The sequence below is a fragment of the Aequorivita echinoideorum genome, assembly GCF_018476645.1.
Taxonomy (GTDB): domain Bacteria; phylum Bacteroidota; class Bacteroidia; order Flavobacteriales; family Flavobacteriaceae; genus Aequorivita; species Aequorivita echinoideorum.
Genome location: NZ_JAHCTB010000002.1, coordinates 147,812 through 170,672, shown reverse-complemented (window position 1 = coordinate 170,672; position 22,861 = coordinate 147,812). Strand labels below are relative to the sequence as shown.

28 protein-coding genes and 1 tRNA gene are annotated in these 22,861 nt (G+C 38.1%); 9 read left to right on the top strand and 20 right to left on the bottom strand.

What is annotated here, in order from left to right:
* Positions 1-8 precede the first annotated feature (8 nt).
* Complete coding sequence (locus tag KIV10_RS04475; protein ID WP_214112294.1) at positions 9-1,247, bottom strand: hypothetical protein; 1,239 nt, start codon at positions 1,245-1,247, stop codon at positions 9-11.
* Positions 1,247-1,978, bottom strand: coding sequence for a type III pantothenate kinase (locus KIV10_RS04470; protein WP_317194702.1), 732 nt, complete (start codon positions 1,976-1,978; stop codon positions 1,247-1,249). Before KIV10_RS04470 ends, KIV10_RS04475 begins: the two co-directional genes overlap by 1 nt.
* Before the next feature lie 142 nt (positions 1,979-2,120).
* Here KIV10_RS04470 and KIV10_RS04465 point away from each other — a divergent pair.
* Together KIV10_RS04465 and KIV10_RS04460 are read left to right on the top strand one after the other, a co-directional pair.
* Positions 2,121-2,193 (top strand) — tRNA-Phe (locus tag KIV10_RS04465).
* Positions 2,194-2,240: 47 nt separating this feature from the next.
* A complete protein-coding gene (locus KIV10_RS04460; protein ID WP_214112293.1) occupies positions 2,241-2,528 on the top strand; it encodes a GIY-YIG nuclease family protein in 288 nt (95 codons plus the stop codon).
* A gap of 153 nt (positions 2,529-2,681) precedes the next feature.
* Here KIV10_RS04460 and KIV10_RS04455 read toward each other — a convergent pair whose 3' ends face one another.
* The 11 genes from KIV10_RS04455 to KIV10_RS04410 all read right to left on the bottom strand — a co-directional run bounded on the left by KIV10_RS04455 (position 2,682) and on the right by KIV10_RS04410 (position 12,055).
* On the bottom strand, positions 2,682-3,605 hold the full coding sequence (locus KIV10_RS04455; protein ID WP_214112292.1) for a GYDIA family GHMP kinase: 924 nt from the start codon (positions 3,603-3,605) through the stop codon (positions 2,682-2,684).
* Positions 3,605-4,918: a hydroxymethylglutaryl-CoA reductase, degradative gene (locus tag KIV10_RS04450; protein ID WP_214112291.1), complete on the bottom strand. Its 1,314-nt coding sequence runs from the start codon at positions 4,916-4,918 to the stop codon at positions 3,605-3,607. The genes KIV10_RS04455 and KIV10_RS04450 overlap by 1 nt, the downstream gene beginning before the upstream one ends.
* Positions 4,919-5,052: 134 nt before the next feature.
* On the bottom strand, positions 5,053-5,184 hold the full coding sequence (locus tag KIV10_RS04445; protein ID WP_214112290.1) for a 30S ribosomal protein THX: 132 nt from the start codon (positions 5,182-5,184) through the stop codon (positions 5,053-5,055).
* A complete protein-coding gene (locus KIV10_RS13975; protein ID WP_262898403.1) occupies positions 5,184-5,312 on the bottom strand; it encodes a hypothetical protein in 129 nt (42 codons plus the stop codon). The genes KIV10_RS04445 and KIV10_RS13975 overlap by 1 nt, the downstream gene beginning before the upstream one ends.
* Positions 5,313-5,401: 89 nt before the next feature.
* Positions 5,402-6,169 (bottom strand): tryptophan synthase subunit alpha, encoded by a 768-nt coding sequence (gene trpA, locus KIV10_RS04440; RefSeq protein ID WP_214112289.1) that lies wholly within the window; start codon positions 6,167-6,169, stop codon positions 5,402-5,404.
* Positions 6,169-7,350 (bottom strand): tryptophan synthase subunit beta, encoded by a 1,182-nt coding sequence (gene trpB, locus KIV10_RS04435; RefSeq protein ID WP_214112288.1) that lies wholly within the window; start codon positions 7,348-7,350, stop codon positions 6,169-6,171. Before trpB ends, trpA begins: the two co-directional genes overlap by 1 nt.
* Before the next feature lie 55 nt (positions 7,351-7,405).
* The gene (locus KIV10_RS04430) at positions 7,406-8,014 is read right to left on the bottom strand and encodes a phosphoribosylanthranilate isomerase (protein ID WP_246516190.1); all 609 of its coding nucleotides are present in this window, start codon (positions 8,012-8,014) and stop codon (positions 7,406-7,408) included.
* 23 nt (positions 8,015-8,037) lie between these two features.
* A complete protein-coding gene (gene trpC, locus KIV10_RS04425) occupies positions 8,038-8,820 on the bottom strand; it encodes an indole-3-glycerol phosphate synthase TrpC (RefSeq protein WP_214112286.1) in 783 nt (260 codons plus the stop codon).
* Between the two features lie 97 nt (positions 8,821-8,917).
* On the bottom strand, positions 8,918-9,910 hold the full coding sequence (gene trpD / locus KIV10_RS04420; protein ID WP_214112285.1) for an anthranilate phosphoribosyltransferase: 993 nt from the start codon (positions 9,908-9,910) through the stop codon (positions 8,918-8,920).
* A gap of 67 nt (positions 9,911-9,977) precedes the next feature.
* On the bottom strand, positions 9,978-10,550 hold the full coding sequence (locus KIV10_RS04415) for an anthranilate synthase component II (protein WP_214112749.1): 573 nt from the start codon (positions 10,548-10,550) through the stop codon (positions 9,978-9,980).
* A 101-nt stretch (positions 10,551-10,651) separates the two neighbouring features.
* A complete protein-coding gene (locus KIV10_RS04410; protein ID WP_214112284.1) occupies positions 10,652-12,055 on the bottom strand; it encodes an anthranilate synthase component I family protein in 1,404 nt (467 codons plus the stop codon).
* Positions 12,056-12,332: 277 nt separating this feature from the next.
* On the opposite strand from KIV10_RS04410, the gene KIV10_RS04405 reads away from it, so the two are divergent.
* The 5 genes from KIV10_RS04405 to KIV10_RS04385 all read left to right on the top strand — a co-directional run bounded on the left by KIV10_RS04405 (position 12,333) and on the right by KIV10_RS04385 (position 14,908).
* Positions 12,333-12,896: a TlpA disulfide reductase family protein gene (locus tag KIV10_RS04405; protein ID WP_214112283.1), complete on the top strand. Its 564-nt coding sequence runs from the start codon at positions 12,333-12,335 to the stop codon at positions 12,894-12,896.
* Between the two features lie 3 nt (positions 12,897-12,899).
* Positions 12,900-13,595, top strand: a complete 696-nt coding sequence (locus KIV10_RS04400; protein WP_246516189.1) for a thioredoxin family protein — start codon at positions 12,900-12,902, stop codon at positions 13,593-13,595.
* 64 nt (positions 13,596-13,659) lie between these two features.
* On the top strand, positions 13,660-14,010 hold the full coding sequence (locus tag KIV10_RS04395; RefSeq protein ID WP_317194701.1) for a rhodanese-like domain-containing protein: 351 nt from the start codon (positions 13,660-13,662) through the stop codon (positions 14,008-14,010).
* A gap of 2 nt (positions 14,011-14,012) precedes the next feature.
* Positions 14,013-14,408 carry a rhodanese-like domain-containing protein gene (locus KIV10_RS04390; RefSeq protein WP_214112282.1) on the top strand — a complete coding sequence of 132 codons (396 nt, stop codon included), beginning with the start codon at positions 14,013-14,015 and terminating at the stop codon, positions 14,406-14,408.
* 122 nt (positions 14,409-14,530) lie between these two features.
* Positions 14,531-14,908: a hypothetical protein gene (locus KIV10_RS04385; RefSeq protein ID WP_214112281.1), complete on the top strand. Its 378-nt coding sequence runs from the start codon at positions 14,531-14,533 to the stop codon at positions 14,906-14,908.
* Position 14,909: 1 nt separating this feature from the next.
* On the opposite strand, the gene KIV10_RS04380 is transcribed toward KIV10_RS04385, so the two are convergent.
* Genes KIV10_RS04380 through KIV10_RS04365 form a run of 4 tightly spaced genes read right to left on the bottom strand, consistent with a single transcriptional unit; the run spans position 14,910 to position 17,786 of the window.
* On the bottom strand, positions 14,910-16,145 hold the full coding sequence (locus KIV10_RS04380; RefSeq protein WP_214112280.1) for a DUF3570 domain-containing protein: 1,236 nt from the start codon (positions 16,143-16,145) through the stop codon (positions 14,910-14,912).
* A 3-nt stretch (positions 16,146-16,148) separates the two neighbouring features.
* Complete coding sequence (locus tag KIV10_RS04375; protein WP_407650164.1) at positions 16,149-16,361, bottom strand: DUF4266 domain-containing protein; 213 nt, start codon at positions 16,359-16,361, stop codon at positions 16,149-16,151.
* Entirely contained in the window at positions 16,361-17,344 is a 984-nt protein-coding gene (locus KIV10_RS04370; RefSeq protein ID WP_246516188.1) for an FAD:protein FMN transferase, read from the bottom strand. Before KIV10_RS04370 ends, KIV10_RS04375 begins: the two co-directional genes overlap by 1 nt.
* Position 17,345: 1 nt before the next feature.
* A complete protein-coding gene (locus KIV10_RS04365; RefSeq protein ID WP_214112278.1) occupies positions 17,346-17,786 on the bottom strand; it encodes a thioredoxin family protein in 441 nt (146 codons plus the stop codon).
* 212 nt (positions 17,787-17,998) lie between these two features.
* Here KIV10_RS04365 and ctlX point away from each other — a divergent pair, with 212 nt between their 5' ends.
* Positions 17,999-18,901, top strand: a complete 903-nt coding sequence (gene ctlX, locus KIV10_RS04360; RefSeq protein WP_214112745.1) for a citrulline utilization hydrolase CtlX — start codon at positions 17,999-18,001, stop codon at positions 18,899-18,901.
* A 10-nt stretch (positions 18,902-18,911) separates the two neighbouring features.
* Here ctlX and KIV10_RS04355 read toward each other — a convergent pair whose 3' ends face one another.
* Both KIV10_RS04355 and KIV10_RS04350 read right to left on the bottom strand, forming a co-directional pair.
* Positions 18,912-20,432 carry a BCCT family transporter gene (locus KIV10_RS04355; RefSeq protein WP_317194700.1) on the bottom strand — a complete coding sequence of 507 codons (1,521 nt, stop codon included), beginning with the start codon at positions 20,430-20,432 and terminating at the stop codon, positions 18,912-18,914.
* The gene (locus KIV10_RS04350) at positions 20,429-21,868 is read right to left on the bottom strand and encodes an SDR family oxidoreductase (RefSeq protein WP_214112277.1); all 1,440 of its coding nucleotides are present in this window, start codon (positions 21,866-21,868) and stop codon (positions 20,429-20,431) included. The genes KIV10_RS04355 and KIV10_RS04350 overlap by 4 nt, the downstream gene beginning before the upstream one ends.
* 124 nt (positions 21,869-21,992) lie before the next feature.
* On the opposite strand from KIV10_RS04350, the gene KIV10_RS04345 reads away from it, so the two are divergent.
* Positions 21,993-22,199 (top strand): hypothetical protein, encoded by a 207-nt coding sequence (locus tag KIV10_RS04345; RefSeq protein ID WP_214112276.1) that lies wholly within the window; start codon positions 21,993-21,995, stop codon positions 22,197-22,199.
* Here the strand turns inward: KIV10_RS04345 and KIV10_RS04340 are convergent.
* A complete protein-coding gene (locus KIV10_RS04340; protein WP_214112275.1) occupies positions 22,196-22,828 on the bottom strand; it encodes a MarC family NAAT transporter in 633 nt (210 codons plus the stop codon). The two genes, KIV10_RS04345 and KIV10_RS04340, sit on opposite strands and share 4 nt — an antisense overlap.
* Positions 22,829-22,861 lie beyond the last annotated feature (33 nt).

The following is a 22,861-nucleotide window of genomic DNA, read 5'->3' as shown; positions in this document are numbered from 1 at the left end:
AATTGGTATTAATCATATAATCTTTTTTCGAACCAACGGTCGTTTAGTGAGAAACTTAAAAATGTATTTACAAAATTTTCTTGAATGAGACCCAAATCCGTAGTTCCACGTCTGCCAACTTCAACTCCTATGTTCACATTTGAGAATAATCGGCCAACGGGTAACCCAACTCCAAAAGATATGCCAAACTCATCAATATCCTTTCCGCCCACGTTCAATCCGGTTTCTTCAAACCTTATTCCTGCTCTGTAAACCACTCGCTGGAAGTAATTTCCGAAGGAATTATAATTCGGAATAAAATATCCTCCAAGCCTTGCTTTGTTTGCGTTGGTGTACGAAACGTTTTCATCGGTCAGGGAACGATTGGTAAAACTGCTCGTTTTTTCATTTGAATATTCTGCCGCAATTGCCCAATGTTTTGGTTTTCCAATTCCGGCACCAACTGTAAATTCTGAAGGAAATTTAAAATTGGTATCGCCAACTGCAATATTACGAATGTCGGTAAGATTGGTATTATTGGGAGTTGAAAGATCCAATACAGAAATAGTTCGGGAATTTTCCGAAGTAATATTGGTACCTACAGTATATACCAATGATGTTGAAAGTTGGAGATTTTCATTCAACATCCGCTTATACATAGCGCCAAAGTTATAGGTAAACCCTAAAAGGTCAGACCGATTAAAAACTTGGGTAGCCTTTTGAAATTCCCTTTGCGTTGTGGCAGTATTTTCTATTTTCCCGAAATTGTAATTGGCATCAACCCCCACGTTCAATTCTGGAGTAACTTGATATGCCAAAGAAAGAAAAGCTTTGTTTAACCCTCCATTTCCAGTGTAATAGGTTGATCCGGATTCAGTTTCCGATAGAAAATCATAACCAACCGAAGTGTAAGGAATCAACCCAAAACCCAACCCAAATTTTCCCATCGGTATTCCGATTGCGAGATAATCCAAAGATGTGGCAGAAGTATTCTGGCTGGCTGCTTCATTCTTTTGCGTAGTAGCTTTGTGACTGGCCCCTACCGAAAAATTTATTAATCGCAAATCTGCGTAAGCAGCAGGGTTTTGAAGATTAAGGTGAATACTATCCGAAAAAACACCAATTCCACCCATCGCTCTATTTTCAGCAGTTCCGTGAAATTTTAAGATTCCAATTCCGTAGTATGAATAAGGTGAGGTGGTGCCCTCTTGCGCAAAACTTAGTGCCGAAAAAAGTATGAAAACTCCTGCTATTATCTGTCTAAACATCAATGCTTGTTATGTTCTAAAATGTGGTTTAGTCCTTCCAACAAAAAATTTGAGTTGGCAAAGATGTCATTTTTTAAGCTATCTCGCAAAAAATGTGCATCGCCCCCTGTTAAAATAACTGTTAAATCATCATAAGCGGCCCTATATGTAGAAATGAAACCATCCATCTCGTAAACGACACTATTGATAATTCCTGAATGTATGGATGCAGTGGTAGAATTCCCAATAATAGTTTTAGGACTGCTTGCATCAAGTAACGGTAATTTTTCGGTAAACGTATGCAGGGATTTATACCGAATATTTATACCAGGGGAAATTGCTCCACCCAAATATTCATTTTCGGCGTTTAAAAAATCATAGGTAATGCACGTGCCGGCATCTATTACCAATACATTTTTACGGGGATAAGTATCTGCGGCTGCACTTATGAGCGCAATTCTATCTACACCCAACGTTTGAGGCGTAGCATATTTATTTATGAATGGTACTTTCGTTTCGTGGTTCAGTGAAAGTGCATTGAAACGCTGTTTGAGTTTGCCCATTTGGAAATCCGTCAGTTTCCCGACTGATGAAACTAAAGTATATTCAATATTTGGAAAGGAGTCGGCAATTTCAGACAGCGTGTGCATAAAATCCTTTTTTATGCATTTACGGGATTGCTGTAAAATTTTGCCGTCAAAAACTGCAAGTTTTACGAGTGTGTTGCCTACATCAATTACCAGATTCATCATAGAAAATAAGTTAGCAAAATTACAAGGGGAAGTATTAAGAATTTGTTAATGCCGTATTAAATTGAAAATTCATAAATTTTATTTTTTTTCGACTATTGTTTTGCGAAAACGAAAATAGCTTTATATTTGCCGTCTCAATAATGGTGCCTTAGCTCAGTTGGTAGAGCAACGGACTGAAAATCCGTGTGTCCCTAGTTCGATTCTTGGAGGCACCACAAAAACCCGAAACAAAAGTTTCGGGTTTTTTGTTTTGATTTAGAAGATGCATTTTCTGTATATTATTTATTCAAAAGCCATAGACAGATATTATATTGGCGAAAGTCCTGATGTGTCTATGAGGCTGGAGCAACGCAATAACCATTACTTCAAAAAAAATTTCACGAAAGCGGCAAAAGATTGGCAGGTTTTGTTGCGCTATGAATGTACGGACAGAAATGGGGCTCTACTTCTTGAAAAATTCCTGAAAAAAATGAAGAGTAGGGTATTTTTAGAAAAAGTAATTTCCAATCCGGAAATCCTTACAGATATCTTAAAGAAAAAGCTTCCCTAGTTCCCCCGAAATTTCGGGGTTGGAGGCACCACAAGAACCCGAAACTTTTGTTTCGGGTTTTTTGTTTTCAAAGTGCTTATTTCTAATCTATTATCAAAAAAAACACATCAAATTTTTTGTTTTAAAGGTGTTGGAATTGGTTTTTTTTAAAATCTAATTTTCGGTTTGTTGTTTCATCATTTCATCAAAAGGAATGATGGTATCAAAACCTTTTCTTTTGAAATATTCCATATTCGCAACATCACCTGTGGCCAAAACAAAATCGCCTCCCCAGGCGCCAAGACTTTTTACAATTCCGTTGAAATCTGAAAAAAGACGTTCCTGTATGGGCTGAATTTTTAAAATTTCTGAAATAATCCGTTCGTGGGCAACCATTAAATTCTCAAAATCCTGAAGCGTATAACACAGCAAAAGTTTGCGCGATATGTCAGAAATTTTTAAGATTTTCGATTTGCTTACCGAATGAGTTCGGTACTTTTTAATGCCCTCTTTACTATTCTGTTTCTCATTTAAATAAATGAAAAACAATCTGTCCGTAAAAAAATCCCAAGGCAAATGTATTTTTTGCACAGAACAATCATATCCAGATTTTTCAAAGAAAATAGGGGAGTCATGTTGTGCCGCAGCAACATCAAAGCCGCTTCCGCCAAAACTTTTCCATAGCAGTTTAAAAGCATCAACTTCTGCCCACTGCGCAATATTATTTATTAGAGTAGACGAGGTGCCAAGTCCCCAATTTCTTGGAAAATCGAGCTTGGTTTTAATTTTTATTGCTGTACTTTCTGAAAGAAATTCTGGATTCAAATCCTTTGCTTCTTGAAGAATTTTTAAAAGTTGGATCGAAATTTCATTCAAATTATTTTCAGAAAAGAAAATTCCATTTTCAATTTTAAATTTATCCGAAAACCAAACAGTTCCATCGTTATCTAAACTTTCCCATAAAATCCCATCCTCCGTGGAAGGGTTAATTTTCAAGCTTTGGCCATACTTTGTGGGGATTGCCAATGCTGTGGCACCATCGAGTACAACATACTCGCCCGTTAAAAGTAATTTTCCGTTGCTGCTGAATTTCTGCATTAATTCCTCAATTTTTCCAAAAATTGCACAACCGCGTTATGGGAAACCGCGCGCGTTTCAAAATGGCTCAATGCGTTCTGTTTTTCTTCTTTTGAAGCGTGCATTTGGTTCAAAATATTCATCAAATGCATTTTCATATGGCCTTTTTGGATTCCTGTGGTAATAAGCGATCGTACAGCAGCAAAATTTTGCGCCAGTCCAGCAACCGCAAGTATTTTCATCAATTCTTTCGCATTTGGTTTTTGAAGAATTTCAAAAGCCAATTTCGTCAATGGATGAAGTGATGTTAAACCTCCAATAGTGCCCACTGCCAAAGGAATTTCGATCCAGAATGTGAAAATTCCATCTTCAATTTTAGCGTGCGTAAGGCTACTATAGTAGCTATTTCTGGCAGCATAGGCATGGACGCCAGCCTCTACGGCGCGAAAATCATTGCCCGTAGCAAGCACAACGGCGTCCACTCCATTCATTATCCCCTTGTTATGCGTTACAGCACGCCGTGTTTCTGTTTTTGCAATTTCAATGGCGCGTACAAATTTTTCGGCAAATTGGTTTCCGGTAAAGCCTGAGGTGGCGAGTTCACTTACATTGCAGCTTACCTCAGCACGTACCAAACACTCGGGAACATAATTGGAAAGTATGCTCATGATCACTTCGGGAAACTCATTTTCTTTGCTGAATGCTTCAAAAGTTGCAGCTTCTTCCTCAAAAGTGTGGGCCATTTGTTCCAAACAACTATTGATGAAATTGGCTCCCATCGCGTCGAGTGTTTCAAAAGTTGCGTGAATGTAAAAGAAACCGTCGAGGATGTGCGATTTATCAACCAGTGAAATATCCAAAAGGCCACCGCCCCGTTTTTTCATGTTTTTTTCAATGCTTTCAATGCTTGCGCGTAGTTTCGATTTTACGGTTTCAAAAAAAGAATTGATGCTTTTTTCACTTCCGAAGTAATTGAAATGAATTTGGCCATTTTTTTCGGTTGAAATTACTTCAGCCTTAAAACCGCCGCGCTCCATCCAGAACTTTGCTGCGTTGCTCGCGGCCGCAACAACTGAACTTTCTTCGGTAACCATAGGGATGGCGTACATTTTTTCGTTGATGAGAAAATTGGGTGCTACGGCAAAAGGCAGGTAATAATTGGAAAGGGTGTTTTCTATAAAATCGTCGTGGAGTTGCTGGATGGAATCGTTTTCGTTCCAATAATCCCTTAAAATTTGAATTGATTCCGGATTGTTTTGTAGGTAGTTCTTGGCAAGCCATTCTATTTTTTCGGCTTTGGATTTTTTTGAAAATCCTGTAACAGGTTGGTTCATCAAAATAAATAATGTTGAATTGCAAAGATACTATTTGCGACCATTTCATGGAATTTCACATTAAAAAGAAAAGGTATTTGAAAGCTTCTCGAGCATTTCAAACACCTTTTGCAATTGCTTAAAAATAAAATCCTTTAAGCTTCTTTCTTTTGGGCGTCTTTAGTTGGCTTAGGCCGCACATTGAATTTTTTGCGTTTGGGTCTCAATTTCCCAAAACTTCCAATGCTGATTTTGCCACGTTTCGATTTTTTATCACCCTTTCCCATTATTTTTTGTTTTGTTGTTTTTTAATGGTTTTTTTGTCTATATCTACTTTATTGGTTTCAATATTTCGATTGCCTGTCGGGTTCGTTGGGTTTTTCTGTTCAGTTTTTCTTTCAAATTTCCTTTCCATAATATAATTTTTAAGAATTCGTCTTATTTTGAAATTCTAAAGTACAAATACCAAGTCTTAATTTATGCCAAGAGCCTATTAAAGATAGGTTAAACCTCCCGAATAGATTTTATAAAAGCTGCAATTCCACCAATTCCATTTTCTGAAAGCTCTTTAATAAATGCGCTCCCAATGATAGCGCCCGAAGTGTCTTTTGTTGCTTGGCGGAAAGTTTTGGCATTATTTATTCCGAAGCCAACAATTAATTTATTTGCGAGCGAAAGCGATGCAACCTTTTGAAAATAACGCGTTTGTTCTTCGCCAAATTTTTTTGAACTACCTGTAACACTCGCACTACTCACTAAATAGATAAAACCATCAGAAGCAGTGTCAATTCTTTTAATTCTTTCTTCGGAAGTTTGCGGCGTTATCAAAAAAATATTCAGCAAACCATATTTTTTGAAAATTTCAGCATAATGTTCTTCATATTCCGCCAAAGGCAAATCTGGAAGAATAACGCCATCAAGGCCAACTTCAGCACACTTTTGGCAGAAATTTTCGACACCGAATTGAAGGACTGGATTAAAATATCCCATTAAAATCAGTGGAATGGAAACCGTTTTTCGGATGTCTTTTAATTGCTGAAAAAGCAATTGTGTAGTCATTCCATTTTTCAGAGCCGTTTGCGAGCTTGCTTGAATGGTAGGGCCGTCAGCCAAAGGGTCGCTGAAAGGCAAACCGATTTCAACCATGTCAACGCCGTTTTTTTCCAATTGCTGAAGAATTTCGACCGTGTCATCCACTTTTGGGAAACCAGCAGTGAAATATATTGAAAGGAGTTTTTTATTTCCTAAAAGTTTGTTTTGAATTCTGTTCATTATAAATCGAAATGTTTTATATACGCATCCAAATCCTTATCGCCACGGCCGCTCAAATTCACGACAACTACATCCTCTTTTTTGAACTTTCTGTTTTCAAATATTGCAAGCGCATGGCTGCTTTCTATTGCAGGGATAATACCTTCCAGTTTGCAGAGTTGCAATCCCGCTTCCATCGCTTCGTTGTCGGTTATCGAAATAAATTCGCCCCTTCCACTCGCAAAAAGATGCGCGTGCATCGGGCCAACTCCCGGATAGTCCAAACCAGCCGAAATAGAGTACGGTTCCGTAATTTGACCGTCTGCCGTTTGCATCAAAAGTGTCTTACTACCATGGATTATCCCCACTTTTCCCAACGCTGAAGTTGCCGCACTTTCGCCACTATTAATTCCTTTTCCAGCGGCTTCAACAGCAATTATCCCAACTTCGGGATTGTTTAAATAATGATAAAAAGCACCGGCTGCATTACTTCCACCGCCAACACAAGCCACCACAAAATCTGGATTTTCGCGTCCTTCTTTTTCTTTTAGTTGTGTTTTTATTTCTTCCGAAATTACACTTTGAAAGCGTGCAACCATATCTGGGTAGGGATGCGGGCCTACCACGCTACCAATAATATAATGTGTGTCAACAGGGTTATTGATCCAATCACGAATTGCCTCATTGGTAGCATCTTTCAAAGTTTTACTTCCGCTTGTGGCGGGAACCACTTTTGCCCCCAGCATTTTCATTCGGGCAACATTTGGCGCTTGACGTTTTATGTCAATTTCGCCCATAAAAACGATGCATTCCAAACCCATTAAAGCACAAACCGTTGCGGTTGCAACTCCGTGTTGCCCTGCGCCGCTTTCGGCAATTATTCGGGTTTTGCCCAGCCGTTTTGCCATTAAAATTTGGCCTATCGTGTTATTTACTTTGTGTGCGCCTGTGTGGCAAAGATCTTCACGCTTTAAATAGACTTTGGTATTGTATTTTTCTGAAAATCGCTTTGCGAAATAAAGTGGCGTTGGACGTCCCACATAATCTTTCAGCAATTGGCGGAATTCTTTTTGAAAAGAGTCCTCGCCCATAATTTTTAAATAGTTCTGTCGAAGTTCCTCCACATTTGGATACAGCATTTCGGGAATATATGCGCCGCCAAATTCACCGTAATAGCCTTTTTCATTTACGTTATAATTCATGTTTTCAGTATTCAGTATTCAGTCTTGGTTCTTGCGTCTTGGTTCGTGATTCTTTTTAGTCGTGTTTCAAATTTTCAAGTAGCTTTTTCAATTTTGCAATATCTTTCATTCCCGGCTCAATTTCAAATTTGCTATTTACATCAATCGCGTGAATGGGAAGATTCGTTTTCAATAGATTTTTTAGGGCTTCAATTTCTTCCAAACCAATGCCACCGCTTAAAACAAAGGGTTTTTTTGAAGGATATTTTCTCAGAATTTCCCAATTAAAAGCAAATCCGTTTCCACCTTTTTTATTTCCCTTTGTGTCGAAAAGAAATGCATCAACTTTGTTTTCATACGGCTTTAGTTGAACAAAATCGAAATTATCATCAATGTTGAAAACCTTCCAAACCAACACGTCGGGATCAAATAGTGTCAAATATCCCTGCAAATCGAGTACATATTCCTTAGTTTCATTTCCGTGAAGCTGGATGACGTCCAAAGAATATTTTTTCACCAATTCAATTATTTCTGAAATCTTTTCATCCACAAAAACACCAACTTTTTTAATTCCGTTAGGTAGCGAAGGAATGTTACCATTAAAAAACCTCGAACTTTTTTCATAAAAAATAAAACCCAGATAATCCGGCTGAAGTTCTGCAACTTCGGCGATGTTGTGTTTCATTCCGCAAATCTTTAAAAGTGGTTTCATCTTAAATTTTGAATAAATTGTTTCGCAGTTTCACCTGGATTTTCAGTTTTCATAAAATGCTCACCTATCAAAAATCCTTCAAAACCATAGGTTCGCAGCTCTTTTATGGTTTCTGTATCGCTGATGCCGCTTTCGGAAATTTTTACAAAATCGTTCGGAATGTGTCCAGAAAGTTTTTTACTGATTTCAATATTTACTTTGAAATTTTTCAGATTCCTATTGTTCACGCCTATCATATCCACATTGGGCAACAATGATTTTTGAAGTTCTTCGAGATTGTGGACTTCCAATAAAACATCGAGTTTCAAGCTTTTTGCTAAATGGGAAAATTGTTTCAATTCTTCTACTGAAAGACACGCGGCGATCAATAAAATGGCATCCGCACCATACGCTTTGGATTCGTAAATTTGATACGGATCGATGATAAATTCCTTCCGAAGAATGGGAATGGAAACTGTTTTTTCAGCAACTAAAAGATCATCGAGCGAACCGCCAAAAAAATTGGAATCCGTTAAGACCGAAATTCCTTTAGCGCCCGCAAGCTCATATCCCGAAACAACTTCGGGTAACAATACTTTATCGTTTATCACAGATTTGCTGGGCGAACGGCGTTTGTGCTCGGCAATGATTCCTGTTGTTGAAATGCGCAAGGCTTCCGCCAACGATTTAGTTTCTTTTGCGAAAAGCGGAAATTTCTCCAAAAAACGCGTTGGTATCGCCTCTTTCTTTGCTGCGACTTCTTTTTGCTTGTATGTGGTTATGGTATCTAAAATTGTCATTTTTTGTAATGAGTAATGAGTAGTGAGTAGTGAGTATTGTTTCTTGTTTGTTGGCTCTCGGTTCTTGGCTCTCGATTCTTGGTTCTTGATTCTTTTGTCAAATTGATATTTCCTGTAATTTCTTCAATGAATTCAACGCTTTTCCCGATTTCAACGATTCTTTCGCTTTTTCAAAACCATCTTTTATCGTGCAATTTTCAACCACAGAAATTGCCATTCCAGCATTGGCACAGACCACATTATTTTGCGCTTCGGTACCTTTTCCATTCAAAATATTCAGAAAAATTTCGGCAGAATCTTTAACTGTTTCGCCACCAAAGATTTCAGATTCCTTAATCTGTTTTACTCCAAAATCTTCTGCTTTCAAAATAGTTTCAGCATTTTTCGAAATCACTTTTACGGGGCCCGTCAGTGAAATCTCGTCATATCCATCCATTGCGTGCAAAATGGCGTAGTTTTTTTCACTTTTTTGATAGAGATAACCGTACAGGCGCGCCAATTCCAAATCGAAAACCCCAACTAACTGATTATTTGGGAATGCTGGATTTACCATTGGTCCAAGCATATTGAAAAAGGTTTTTACACCCAATTCCCTCCGAATTGGCGCAACATTTTTCATAGCGGGGTGGAAGAGTGGCGCATGCAAAACACAGATTCCGGCTTCGTCCAAACTTCGCTTCAAAAAATCTTTTTCATTACTGAATTTAATGCCCAAAGCTTCCATTACGTTGCTGCTTCCGCTAACGGATGAAACCCCGTAATTTCCATGTTTTGTGACTTTTATACCGGCGCCTGCCGTTACAAATGATGCCAACGTTGAAATGTTAAACGTGTTTTTTCCGTCGCCGCCCGTTCCGCATAAATCAATGGTGCTATATTCATTAAAATCTACCGCCAAACACAAGTCCAACAATGCATCGCGAAAGCCTTCAAGTTCTTCCAGACTTACGCTTCGCATCATAAAAACGGTCAAAAATGCAGCAGTCTGGCTTTGGTTGTATTTACCTTCGGAAATATTCAGCAAAACACTTCGCGCTTCTTCTTTTAAAAGTTGTTCGTGATTTATTAATCTGTTTAAAATCTGTTTCATTATTAAATTGAGGAGTTTAAAAGTTTACAGGGTTAATACCTACTGTTACTGAATATTGCTTACTTATTTAACTTTCAATCCAATTTTTAATAATTTGCTTTCCCATAGGTGTCAATACACTTTCGGGATGAAATTGTACGCCGCAGATATCGTAAAATTTATGTCGCACAGACATGATCTGCCCATTTTCATCAATTGAAGTAATTTCCAAAACCTCCGGAAAACTTTCTTTTGAAATCACCCAACTGTGGTAACGGCCAATTTCAAATTCATTTTCAATTCCTTTGAAGAGAGGTTCATCTTCCTTTATAATTGTAGCTTTCGTTGCAACGCCATGAAAAACTTTGCTTAAGTTTTCCAACGTTCCGCCGAAAACTTCCCCAATGGCTTGCTGCCCCAGACACACTCCAAAAATAGGTTTTGAGGTTGCGTATTTTTGAATAACCTCTTTCAGCAAACCTGCTTCGTCTGGGATTCCAGGGCCGGGCGAAAGCAGAATTTTATCATAATTTTCTGCTTCTTCCAAATAGAATTTATCGTTCCGTTTTACGGTTACTTCGCAATCCAATTCCTCTAAATAGTGGACCAGGTTGTACACAAAACTGTCGTAGTTGTCTATTACTAATATTTTCAGCCCCATCCCCAGCCCTTCCCCCGAAGGGAAGGGAGTTTGGTTTGAATTGTTATTTGAATTTTGTTTTGTCATTTTTAAATTGAGTTTGTTTGTTCCCCCTTTGGGGGTTAGGGGGCTATTTTTTCCGCTAATTCCAGCGCTTTTGTAAGTGCGCCGAGTTTGTTATAAACTTCCTGTAATTCGTTTTCTTCATTACTTCCAGAAACCACACCAGCGCCCGCTTGGTAATGCAGTGTGTGGTTTTTGCTCATAAAGGAACGTATGATAATTGAATGATTAAAATTACCGCTGAAATCCATAAAACCAATGGCGCCGCCGTAAAATTCGCGACTTTTATTTTCGTATTTTTCCAGCAATTGCAGCGCTTTGTGCTTGGGTGCACCGCTCAATGTTCCCGCGGGAAATGTGTCCGCCACAAGCTGCATTGTTGAAGTTTTTGGATTTTTTGTTGCCGTAACTTTACTCACCAAATGTATCACGTGCGAAAAAAACTGAACTTCACGATATGTTTCAACTTTCACGTTGGTTCCGTGGCGGCTTAAATCATTTCGCGCCAAATCAACCAGCATTACGTGTTCGCTGTTTTCTTTTTTGTCTTCGGAAAGTTTTTTGGCGAGCTCGGCATCCTGTTCGTCATTTCCGGTGCGTTTAAACGTTCCGGCGATTGGATGGATTTCGGCTGTATTTCCTTTTACAATCAATTGCGCTTCGGGCGAACTTCCAAAAATTTTAAAATTTTCATAGTCAAAATAGAAAAGGTAGGGTGAAGGGTTTACGCTGCGCAAAGCCCGGTAAACATTGAAATCATCACCCGTAAATTTTTGCGAAAACCGTTTGCTGGGCACAATTTGAAACACATCGCCGCGCTGGCAGTGCTCTTTGCATTTTAGCACTAACGCTTTAAAATCCCTATCATTCAAATTTGAAGTGCGCTCCCCATTTCTTTTAAAGGGGTATTCCGCAAAATTTTTCGATTTTAAAAGCTGCTCAATTTGTGGGATATTATTTTCAGCTTCAAAAGTGTGGGCAAAAATATATGCTTCATTATTGAAATGATTTATCGCAATTATATTTTGGTAAACTGCGTAAAACAAATCGGGCATTTCAAGATTTTCCTCTTTTTTTGCAAGCGGAATATCCTCAAAATAACGCACCACATCAAAAGCCATAAAACCGAAAAGACCGTTGTTTATGAATTTGAACTCATTTGCTTCTGAAGAAAAGGAGGCGGCAAATTCATCTAAAATCTTTGGAATATTAGTTTCTTCAGAATTATCCAACTCAGAGGTTTTTCCATCCGGAAAATGCTGCATAATTTTTTCGTTTTGAACTTTTATGGAAGCAATTGGATTGAAGCAAATGTAGCTGAAACTGTTGTCATTGGCGTGATAGTCGCTACTTTCAAGCAAAAGGCTATTCGGGAACTTATCGCGCAACCGCAAATAAACCGAAACTGGCGTAAGGGTATCTGCAAGTAATTTTTTTGAGTGTGTTTTTAGTTTGTATTTCATCAATTTAAAAATGTTGAATAAAAAAAGGCTTGTCGTGATTGACAAGCCTTTTCGTATATTTTTTATACCATAGGTGTTTCGCTCACGAGTTCTTCCGTAAGGTTTTCCACCACCAAGTATTTTGTGTAAATCTGTTCATTTAATCGGGTTCAAAGATAGGATAATTTTGAATAAACAAAGTTTTGTACTGAAAAATTTAAGGATTTGGAATGTGTTAGACGTATTAATCAAAAGTTAATTTCATTTTAAATGAATTGGTTTTCAATATTTTTGGCGGATGAAATTACTCCCGATTATTCTTTTTATTTTGCTATTTCAAAGCTGCGCAGATAATAAATCTGAAGCAAAAATGAATCTTGAAACTTCTGAAGTTGCGATGAAAAATCTTCAAAATAATGACGAAAGTTTCATTTCAAAAAAAGTGGTTTCCTTGAATTTTGAACAACTTCAGAAGAAATATTTTCAGAAAAACAACGATTCCATTTACGTTATAAATTTTTGGGCCACGTGGTGCAAGCCTTGTATTAAGGAACTTCCAGCCTTTGAAAAAATTGCTTCGGAATATGCGGATAAAAGAGTGAAAATTCTTTTGGTCAGCCTCGATTTTCCAGATAAAATCGACAGCCAAGTAATTCCTTTTATCAATAAAAACAATATTAAATCTGAAGTAGTTTTACTGGACGATGCAGATGCGAACAGTTGGATTCCAAAAGTTTCGACGCAATGGAGCGGTGCAATTCCCGCGACAATTATTTATAAAAATGACGCACGAAAATTCTACGAACAATCGTTTACATTTGAAGAACTTGAAACAGAACTGAAAACATTTATAAAGAAATAAATTATGAAAATGAGAAAAATTATAGGCACGTTGGCATTTGCCGCTATTGGAATTTTGACGCTGAACAGCTGCAAAAATGAACCAACTGACAAAAGTGAGGAATTTGCAATTAACGAAACCGTGCAACCTGAATTTGTTGAAATGCCGACCGAGACGGCAGCAACGGGCTATTCCATAGGCGATGAGGCCACAGATTTCAAATTGAAAGATGTGAATGGGAAGATGGTGTCGCTATCAGATTACGGAGACGCGAAAGGATATATTGTAATTTTTACCTGCAACACTTGCCCGTTTGCCGTTGCAAGCGAGCAGCGGATTGTGGATTTGGATAAGGAATTTAAACCCAAAGGGTATCCCGTGATCGCTATAAACCCCAATAATCCCGAAGTCCAGCCGGATGATACGTACGAGTTGATGCAGGCAAAAGCTAAAGAGGCCGGGTTTACATTTCCATATTTATACGATGAAAACCAGACTGTGTACGCAAAATATGGCGCTACCAAAACTCCGCACGTTTATTTACTTCAAAAAGATAATGGTAAAAATATTGTAAAATACATTGGTGCCATTGATGATAATGTTCGAAACGGTGCCGAAGTAAAGGATCGTTTTTTGGCGAATGCCGTAAATGAGTTATTGGCAGGAAAAGAAGTATCGGTTAAAGAAACAAAAGCTATTGGTTGCTCTGTGAAGCAATAGCTAACTTTTGGAAATATATTAAACCGAAATCGACGATGTAAAGTTGGTTTCGGTTTTTTATTTTATGAATTATCAATTAGTTACTTTTACAGAAAATTTTACAATGGAAGATTTATCTCAAAAAGAGTGGCGCGAAAAACTGGCGGAAGATGCCAACGCTATGATTATAGATGTGCGCAGTGATGAAGAACTGGAGGAGGGTTTTATTCCTGGAGCCAAACAAATGGACATACGGAACCCAAATGAATTTATGGAAACCGCACACCAGTTGGACACTTCAAAAAACTATTACGTATACTGCCGTTCAGGGGCAAGAAGCTCACAGGCGTGCGCTATATTTAATTCTTTGGGAATAAAAAACACCTATAATTTAGAAGGTGGTTTTATGGAATGGGATGGTGAAAAAACAAAATGATTTTGAAAAATCCCATCTACATAATTCTTTTTCTATTTTTCATTTTGATCGGCTGTAAGGATAAATCCCAAAATGCTGAAATCAGAAAAATTTCGCCTCAGGAAGTTTATAATGCCGTTTACAATACTGACGATATACAGTTAATTGATGTAAGGACGGTAGATGAATACAAAGACGGCCATTTGGGAAAGGCACAAAATGTATGTGTAACCGATTCGGATTTTAGGGAGAAGGCTGCGCTTCTGGATAAAAATAAACCAGTATACGTATACTGCAAAAGCGGAGGTAGAAGTGCGAAAGCGGCAATTATCCTAAAGGAAATGGGCTTCACTGAAATCTATGATATTGATGGCGGCTATACAAATTGGAAGAGCCAAGGACTGGAAACAGAAAATTAAGATTTTCAGTCATAATATTTTTAACGAATTGATTTATATGTGGTTAAATCAAAGCTAAAGTGCTTTAATCCATTTCGGAAATAAAAATCTCTTTGTAAATTCCATGTGCTTAAAATGTGGTTATGGATAATGAAGAGAAAATAATTCAGGAAAAAATGCGTGGGCTTATCTCGCGCAGTTGCGAATTCAATACAGAGCCTTCGCAGAAATACAGGGATTTTCACAAACAATTTTTAAAATTTTACTTCAATGTAATTGATGTCAATATTGATTACTCCAATTCTACGATACTTCTTTCGAATTCAAAACCTATAACCGCAGATCCCATACGTTTGTACGATTTAAACGAAGCGATATCGGAAGAAGTTTCCTATAATAATCTAGAGGAAACTTTGAAAGGCTGTTTGGAAAATGGAAACCTTCAACATAAATTTTACAAAAAAATGTTGTTCCAATTCAGTACTAAAACGGACGATTTTGAAGATGCAATGAGTGCTTAAATCAATATTGTACGAATTTTAATCCTGCTGAAAAGAGCATGTAATTAAGTCCCGTATTTCTCTGATATCTATTCAAAGTTACATCAACACTTTTTAGACCATATTTGCCGAGATGGAATTTCGTAAAAATATCTGTATAGGATATTCCAAGACCATATTGGTTTGCTGAGAATTCACTTAAATCAAAATCTGAAGTGTAAAATTCTTCCGAAGAAAGATGCGTCTCAAATGGCGCAAAATAATCTGAAGCCGTTTGATTGTAAAATCGATAATTGGGATAAACGGTAAATCTATCCGAAATTTTTATAGGTATTTCAATACTAGCTGTGTGGGATGATATTCCCCAGTCATCAAAATAATAACGATAAAAAGTGCGGACTATAAAGGTTTCATTTATAAAATAATTTAATCTACCTCCAATTGCCGTCTTAAATCTGTTATCCGGAAGTCTCTCTATATCATCACCCAATTGAAAATTCTCCCTAAATCTATTTGGTAAATCGCTGAAGTAAACGCGTTGAAACGGTGTTGAAAGCAATCCTTGTTGCTGGACAAGGTCAACAGACATGGAGCCTTGAAGTCTTTTAGAAAGTATTTGTGAAAATCCAAAACCCAAAGAATATGAATTTCTATTCTTTTGGTCTAACTCTTCAAAGGTAGGAACATCCCGGAATTCAATGGGATAAATCAATTTCCAAGTATCCAGATATACATTGACATTTACGCTTACTTCGGTGTTTTTCTCATTGAAAAGTCTGGTGTAACTTCCGCCAAAACCTACAGAAAAATAATCATATTCAGAAGAGATGGAAGCTTTGGCGCCCCATATTTCATTTCGGTCATCACTGCTGTGTGCATAATTTATACTTCCGCCCGCCCAAAGGTCACTGGAAGAGGCTCCCGAAGAAGCCACAAAGGGATCTGCATTTTCGCCACCATCAAAAGGATCTATATTGCTTGATGAGGCCGATGTATATGCTGAAACGCCGGCATCAACCGTCAACACATCATCAGCATTTAATGGTACGGAGACAACAATTGTGGGTGAAAATTCAGTAAGTTTTTCTGTTCCTAATCCACCCGTAACGGCAGCGTTGTCACCATCCTGGGAATAATAGCTTGCCAGTATGTCAATTTCGGCAGCTTCCAAAACCCTTTTTTTGTAGGTCGCAGTGGAATCTTGAGCTAGTCCGGCCCAAGTATATAATCCCACCAATACAAATAGTATCGTTCTCATAGATTAATTGCAGCCGCAACCGCCGCCAGTTTTTCCTCCATTAGCACCAGATGCAGACTCCCTATAGGCTTGCGCATTTGTTTCAAATCGTTTCAATGGCTTCTCGGCCAAGACCATATCTGGGTCATTAATATTTACTTTTTCATATTCCTTTACAGCCGTGCAAGAGGTGAAAAAGAATAAAAAAAGTGATGTAATTGTTGACAGCTTTCTCATCATTTGGTATCTAATTGAATATTATCTGAAGAATATAACTTGCCATCCTCGGCAATTAAAATGCATTCAATTTTTGGCAACTGGTTTATGAAATTGAGTCCTGTTTCTACTCCCATTACAAATACAGAAGTGGCCAGAGCATCAGCAATTTCAGCCTTTGGCGCAAATACAGTAGCACTTATGATTCCGGTAGCGGGAAATCCTGTTCGTGGGTCAATAATATGTGTGTAACGCACACCGTCAAATTTTACATATTTTTCATAATTACCGCTAGTGACAACTGCACTGTTATCTATGGGCAAAAGGGCAAAAGCCTTATTTTTATCCATCGGGTTTGTAATGGCCACCTTCCATTTGCTACCATTGGGTTGCTCGCCCCAGGTATTCATATCTCCCGAGGCATTGATAATTCCACCCATTACCCCTTTTTTAATCAAAAGTTCTTTAGCCATATCTGCAGCGTAACCCTTGCCAATAGCCCCAAAACCTATTTTCATACCCTCGAGTTTCAAAAAAACCGTTTTTTCTTCCTCATTCAGCACTATATTTTTATATCCTACTTTTTCTACGGACTTCTTTATGGCTTCGTTCGAAGGCATCTCGGTCATTGTGCCATCAAACTTCCAGATTTTGTCCATAGATGCAAAGCTGATATCAAATGCGCCATCTGTCAATTCTGAAATTCCGATACATCTTTTAATCAGCTGAAATAATTCATCAGCTACTTTTACGGGTTTTTTACCAGAATTTCTATTTATTTCTGAAGTTTCCGAAGCACTGTCCCAAGAAGAAATGAGTTTTTCTATTCTGGTAATTTCCGAAACGGCAAGGTCAATATGTCTTTCCGCTGCTGTTGAATCTTGTGCAACCACGGTAATTTCAAAACGACTGCCCATTAATTTTAGGGTACGCTTGTAAATTTCCTGAGAAAAAATTTGGTTAGCGCACAGCAGGGCAATCCATATAAAAATGGCTCTTTTCAATTTATTTTATAAACGAATTAAGTTTTTCAATATAGTTGGAAACCGTAGTTTTTTCATAACCAGTCTCGCCAAGGACGTTTCCGTTTTTATCCAGTATCACTACGAAAGGAAAATAACCTTGCGTATTATATTTTTCTGCCAGTGCGTTATTCTGTTGTTGCTGTGCCTCAGAGAATTTGTTTTTCGATTTTCTCGGAAAATCTGCCTGAAGCATCACATAATGCTCTTTTGAATACGTATCAAATTCGGCAGTACTCCAGATTTCTCTGTCCAGTTTTATGCACGGTGCACACCAATCACTTCCTTGAAACACAAGTATTATGGGTTTGTTCTGTTCTGTAGCGGTTTTTTTGGCGATCTCGAAATCTGTTTCCCAGTTTTGTGAAATGGCTGCGTTTTTGAAAAGGAAAAGTGATAAAATAAGAAAAAATGTTGCTTTCATAATTCTAATCGAAATTTAATGTTATTCTAACGAACATTAGACAAAATTGGTACCAATTAATTCAATTTGCATTAAGTCTAAATAAAATCGAAAATCTCAATGATGCGTATCTCATAACTTCGCTGAAATCGTATTATTTCCAACGGAATTTCTATTAAATTTGCCGCTCAAATATTTCAGAATTGGCAAAACAGATCACAAATACCATTATTATGATTCGGCCGGTTGCTTTCCGGATGAACGAGCAGACCGCCGTCAATAATTATTTTCAAGAAGACCTATCCTTAAAAAATGCTGAAATCAATCAAAAAGCGCAACAAGAGTTTGATGCTTTTGTTGAAAAACTTCGCGCGGTTGGCGTGAATGTTATTGTTGAAAATGATGACTCAAGATTGGACACGCCAGATTCCATTTTTCCGAATAACTGGATAAGTTTTCACGAGAATGGCGATGTGGGTCTGTACCCAATGTTTGCTGAAAATCGCCGTCGTGAAAGGCGTGAGGAAATTTTGATCCGTTTGGAAAATGAAGGATTTGTAATTAATAACATTTACGACTATACTCCTGCCGAGGACGAAGGATTTTTCTTGGAAGGTACAGGAAGCATTTTGATGGACCGGGTAAATCGGAAGGCTTATTGTGCACTTTCTCCCCGGGCTGATGAAGAACTTTTTATTGAATTCTGTGAAGATTTTGAATATACTCCGGTAATTTTTATTGCTAACCAAACAGTGGACGGCAAGCGGATGCCCATTTACCACACCAACGTAATGATGTGTCTGGCAGAAAATTTCTGTGTTATCTGTTTAGATACCATCGATGATGCGAAGGAAAAGAAAAATGTGTTGCACCATCTAAAAGCAGATGGAAAGGAAATAATTACCATAACCGAAGGGCAAATGCACCATTTTGCGGGAAATATGCTACAATTACAGGGAACGGATGATAAGTTTTTGATTATGAGTTCCGCCGCACACAAAAGCCTTAACACGCAACAAGTTGCTGCAATTGAAAAACATTGCAAAATTCTGAGTAGCAATCTCCATACCATCGAAACCTGCGGTGGCGGAAGCGCGCGCTGTATGATGGCAGAAGTCTTCCTTCCGAAAGAATAAAGTGCAGGAATTATTTTTTACTGTAAATTGTATTCAGGTCAAAAAGCCAAATACCAATAATTGCCACCAATAATAAACTGAGCGGAAGGGAAGTAATTATCAATAATTTTTGAACTGCTGTCAATACATTGGTTTCCTCCTTTGCGTGGCCCAAGAGTACAATTCCCACTGAAAAAATAGTCAATATTATTCCCCAAAGCCAGCGATGTTTTTTACTCGGGTTGGGATTGCCATTATCTGTGAACATACCCAAAACAAAGATTGCGGAATCTACCGAAGTAACTAAGAAGCTAATTAGTAGCAGAATAACCAAACCATTTATAAATGTTTGAGCGGGATAATTTTGAAGAAAAACAAATATTGAAGTAAAAACATTATCAAATTCGCCATTGTACGCTCCCCAATGTGCAATCATTTCAAAGGCCGATTGACCAAAAACGGTAAACCAGAAAAAACTTCCCAAGGATGGGATCAATAGCACGCCAATTATTATTTCGCGAAGCGTTCTCCCTTTGGAAATTCGTGCAATGAAAATTCCGGTGAACGGTGCCCAAGCAAGCCAAAATGCCCAATAATAGTAGGTCCAATCGGTTAAAAACTCGTCACCCGGATTGTAGTTTCCAATAGCAAGACTCATCGGTACAAATTCAACAATATATTGGTACAGCGCCAAGAAAAAATGCTTCAGAATCAATCCAATATTGCTTTGTACAAATACGAAAAACAGAAGACCCACCGTAAAATAAATATTGAGTGTCGAAATTCTTTTAATGCCCTTTTCAACGCCACTCAAAGCGGAAATCAGAGAAAAACTTCCGATGAGAATAACCAAACCTATAATGATTCTGTAATCCAGGGATGCTTCAAATAAATGATTCAATCCCCCTTTTATTTGCGAAGCGCCCAGCCCCACAGCCGCCACAAGCCCGAACACCGTGGTCAAAATCACAAGTACATCAACAATTCGTAGTAAATTTTTACTCCAAAAATTTTTGGTACCGGCGTTTATTAATGAATTAAAAGTATTGCTGGTAGCTATGGGAAGCCTTTTATGGAAAAGTGCTAAACCTACCACCAAAGCAAATATGGTGTAAAATGCCCACGCCGTAAAACCCCATTGATAAAATGTAAATTCCAAAGCCATGATATTTTCGGAAATGCCTGTTTGTAATGGCGGATTTTGTTGCATAAAAACAGGTTCCTGAACCGCACGAAGCAAAATACCGGCACCCATTCCCGCGCTGTAAAGCATGGCAATCCATTCAAGCCTTGTAAAATCCGGTTTGTCTTCAGGCAATCCCAATTTAATTTTTCCCCAGCGAGAAATGGCAATTCCAAGCAGGAGTAGTACACACCCAAGCCCAAGATATAGATAAAAAGCCCCAAAATAATTGCGCACCCAGAGCGAAATACTTTCAATGAAATTATAGGTCTTAAGCGTTTTTAAATAAAGAAAAACTGAGAAAATCAGTAAAATGCCCATTGTGATGGTGAGCAAGGAATTTCTTTCAGAAAATTTAGGGAATTTCAAATTAGTTCTTTCGGTTGGAATGAGGTTATGTTTTTAATCATTCCACCAAATATAAAATAATGAAAGGGAAGCATCAAATACCAGTACAGTCTGCCCCAAAGTCCTTTTGGCCGGAAGGTCGCCGTTTGTATCAATTCATTTTTATCATTAATACAGAATTCCAGCCACGCCTCGCCGGGCAATTTCATTTCAGCGAACAAAAGTAGCCGTCTAGATTCGCGGTCTGCGTAGAGAACGCGCCAAAAATCGATAACATCTCCCGTAAAAATTTTCTGTGAATGCGTGCGGCCCCTTCGCAAACCTACCCCACCTACAATTTTATCCAAAAATCCACGGGTTTTCCAAAGAAAATTTCCATAATACCAACCGCGCGTCCCGCCGATTGCCCAAATGTTATCCAAAACTTTATCTGGGTTTTCAACCTTTATAACTTTTTTATCTTTCAAACAACCGTATTTTGGTACTTGGATGTAATCTTTCAAACCACTCAATCTGCCCGCCACCATAGAATCCTTCCAACTGGAAATCACCAAATTTTGTTCAATTTTTGTGAACGCCTTTTTTATAGCTTCTTCATACGTAATAGGATTGATTTTCAGTATTTTTTGCAATTTGTTATCCCGGGCAACAACTTCGGTTTTCATGCTGTTTACCAGATTTACCGCAAGTTTATAGGATGTTGAGGTCACAAAATATAGCCAATACGAAGAAAGCCGTGGCGACATAAACGGAACGGAAATAATGGTGAGGTGCAGATCCCTTATCTCAGAATATTTTAAAAGCATTTGCTTGTAAGTAAGCACATCTGGCCCGCCAATATCAAAGGATTTATTATAACATTCCTCCCTGTTTAGTACCCCCGTTAAAAATGAAATTACATCACGAATGGCAATAGGCTGGATTCGGGTTTTTAGCCATTTTGGGGCAATCATCACAGGCAGTTTTTCACACAAATCCCTAATAATTTCAAACGAAGAACTTCCACTGCCCACCACGATTCCCGCTCGAAGAACGGTGAGGTTGAAATTGCCCGTGTAAAGAATCTCTTCCACTTTTTTTCGGGAAGACAGATGTTTGGATAATTCGTCCTCATTTACCATACCGCTCAAATAAATTACTTGGTTTACGGTGGTTTCGGCCATATACTTATTGAAGTTTTCTGCCGATTTCTTTTCAATTTCAGTAAAATCCTTATCGCCTCCACTCATGGAATGGATGAGGTAATATGCAATATCTATGTTTTTTGGAAAATCGGTTCGGTCTGGCTCTTTTGCGAAATCAATTTCATAAACCGTTACTTTTTTTGAAGTTTCCGGTTCCAAAGGCAACCTATTTTTATCGCGTACGCAGCAAATAATGTCGTGTCCTGCCTTTAAAAGTTCGGGTAAAAGACGCATCCCAATATAACCGTTTGCACCTGTGAGTAGAATTTTCAAAATAGAAGTTTTGTTTAAAGATATATCTAAAATATACAACAGAAGTTAAAAACCCGTTAAGTTATAAGCATTTCTGAAGCGCAAAATACTATCTTTAAAACTTCAGCTAAAACCGATAATTTCAATGAAAATCCTCAAAATTGTGTTGCTTATTGCAGGTGTGGCGCTTATAATTTTTGGCCTTTACAATGCCTTTGTTCCGCAAGCCGTAATAGATGTGGGCCCCATTGAAGTAAATGCGCGGGAAGGTATTACCAACCAGACCTTGGGGATGATAGGCATTGGCGTCCTAGCTTTATTGGCTGGGATTTTGGTAAAAAACAGGCGTTAGGAATTCAGCGTTTTTAAAATAGCCATTACCGCTGCCGCAATATATTCCACGCCAATGGAAATGACAATAAACCCTACAATCCTTGAAATGGCATTGATGCCAGAGGCTCCCAAAAACTTGGTGATGTAATGCGCACTTCTTAAAATTATGAATGTTGCAACGCCCACGGCCAAAACTGCGAGCAATACATAGATTATTGAAGTGGTTGTCTGGTATTTTTGATTGAATGTAATTAATAAAGAAATAGACCCCGGACCAGCAAGCATAGGGATTGCGAGCGGCGTTAATGAAAATTTCTCGCGCTTGTCCAGATCTTTCATCACCCGTTTGTTTTTCATCCCTTTATGTTTTGAAAATGTTCCCGTAAGCAGGGCAAAACCGGAAGTTACTATTATCATTCCGCCGGCAATTCGCAAAGCGTTCAGGCTTATTCCGAAGAAAGCCAATAAATAAGTACCCGCAAAAAATGAAATTATCAAGATTACAACCACATTTACTGTAGTAAGTAAAGATGTTTTATTGCGCTCCTCCGCACTTTCATCACTCGTAAGCCCAACGAAAACGGGTACCGTGCCCAAGGGATTGATTACCGAAAAAAGAGCGGCAAAAACATATAAAAAAATGTCCATTGTTTTTTCGGCAAAGAAAATATGCTTTTTCTC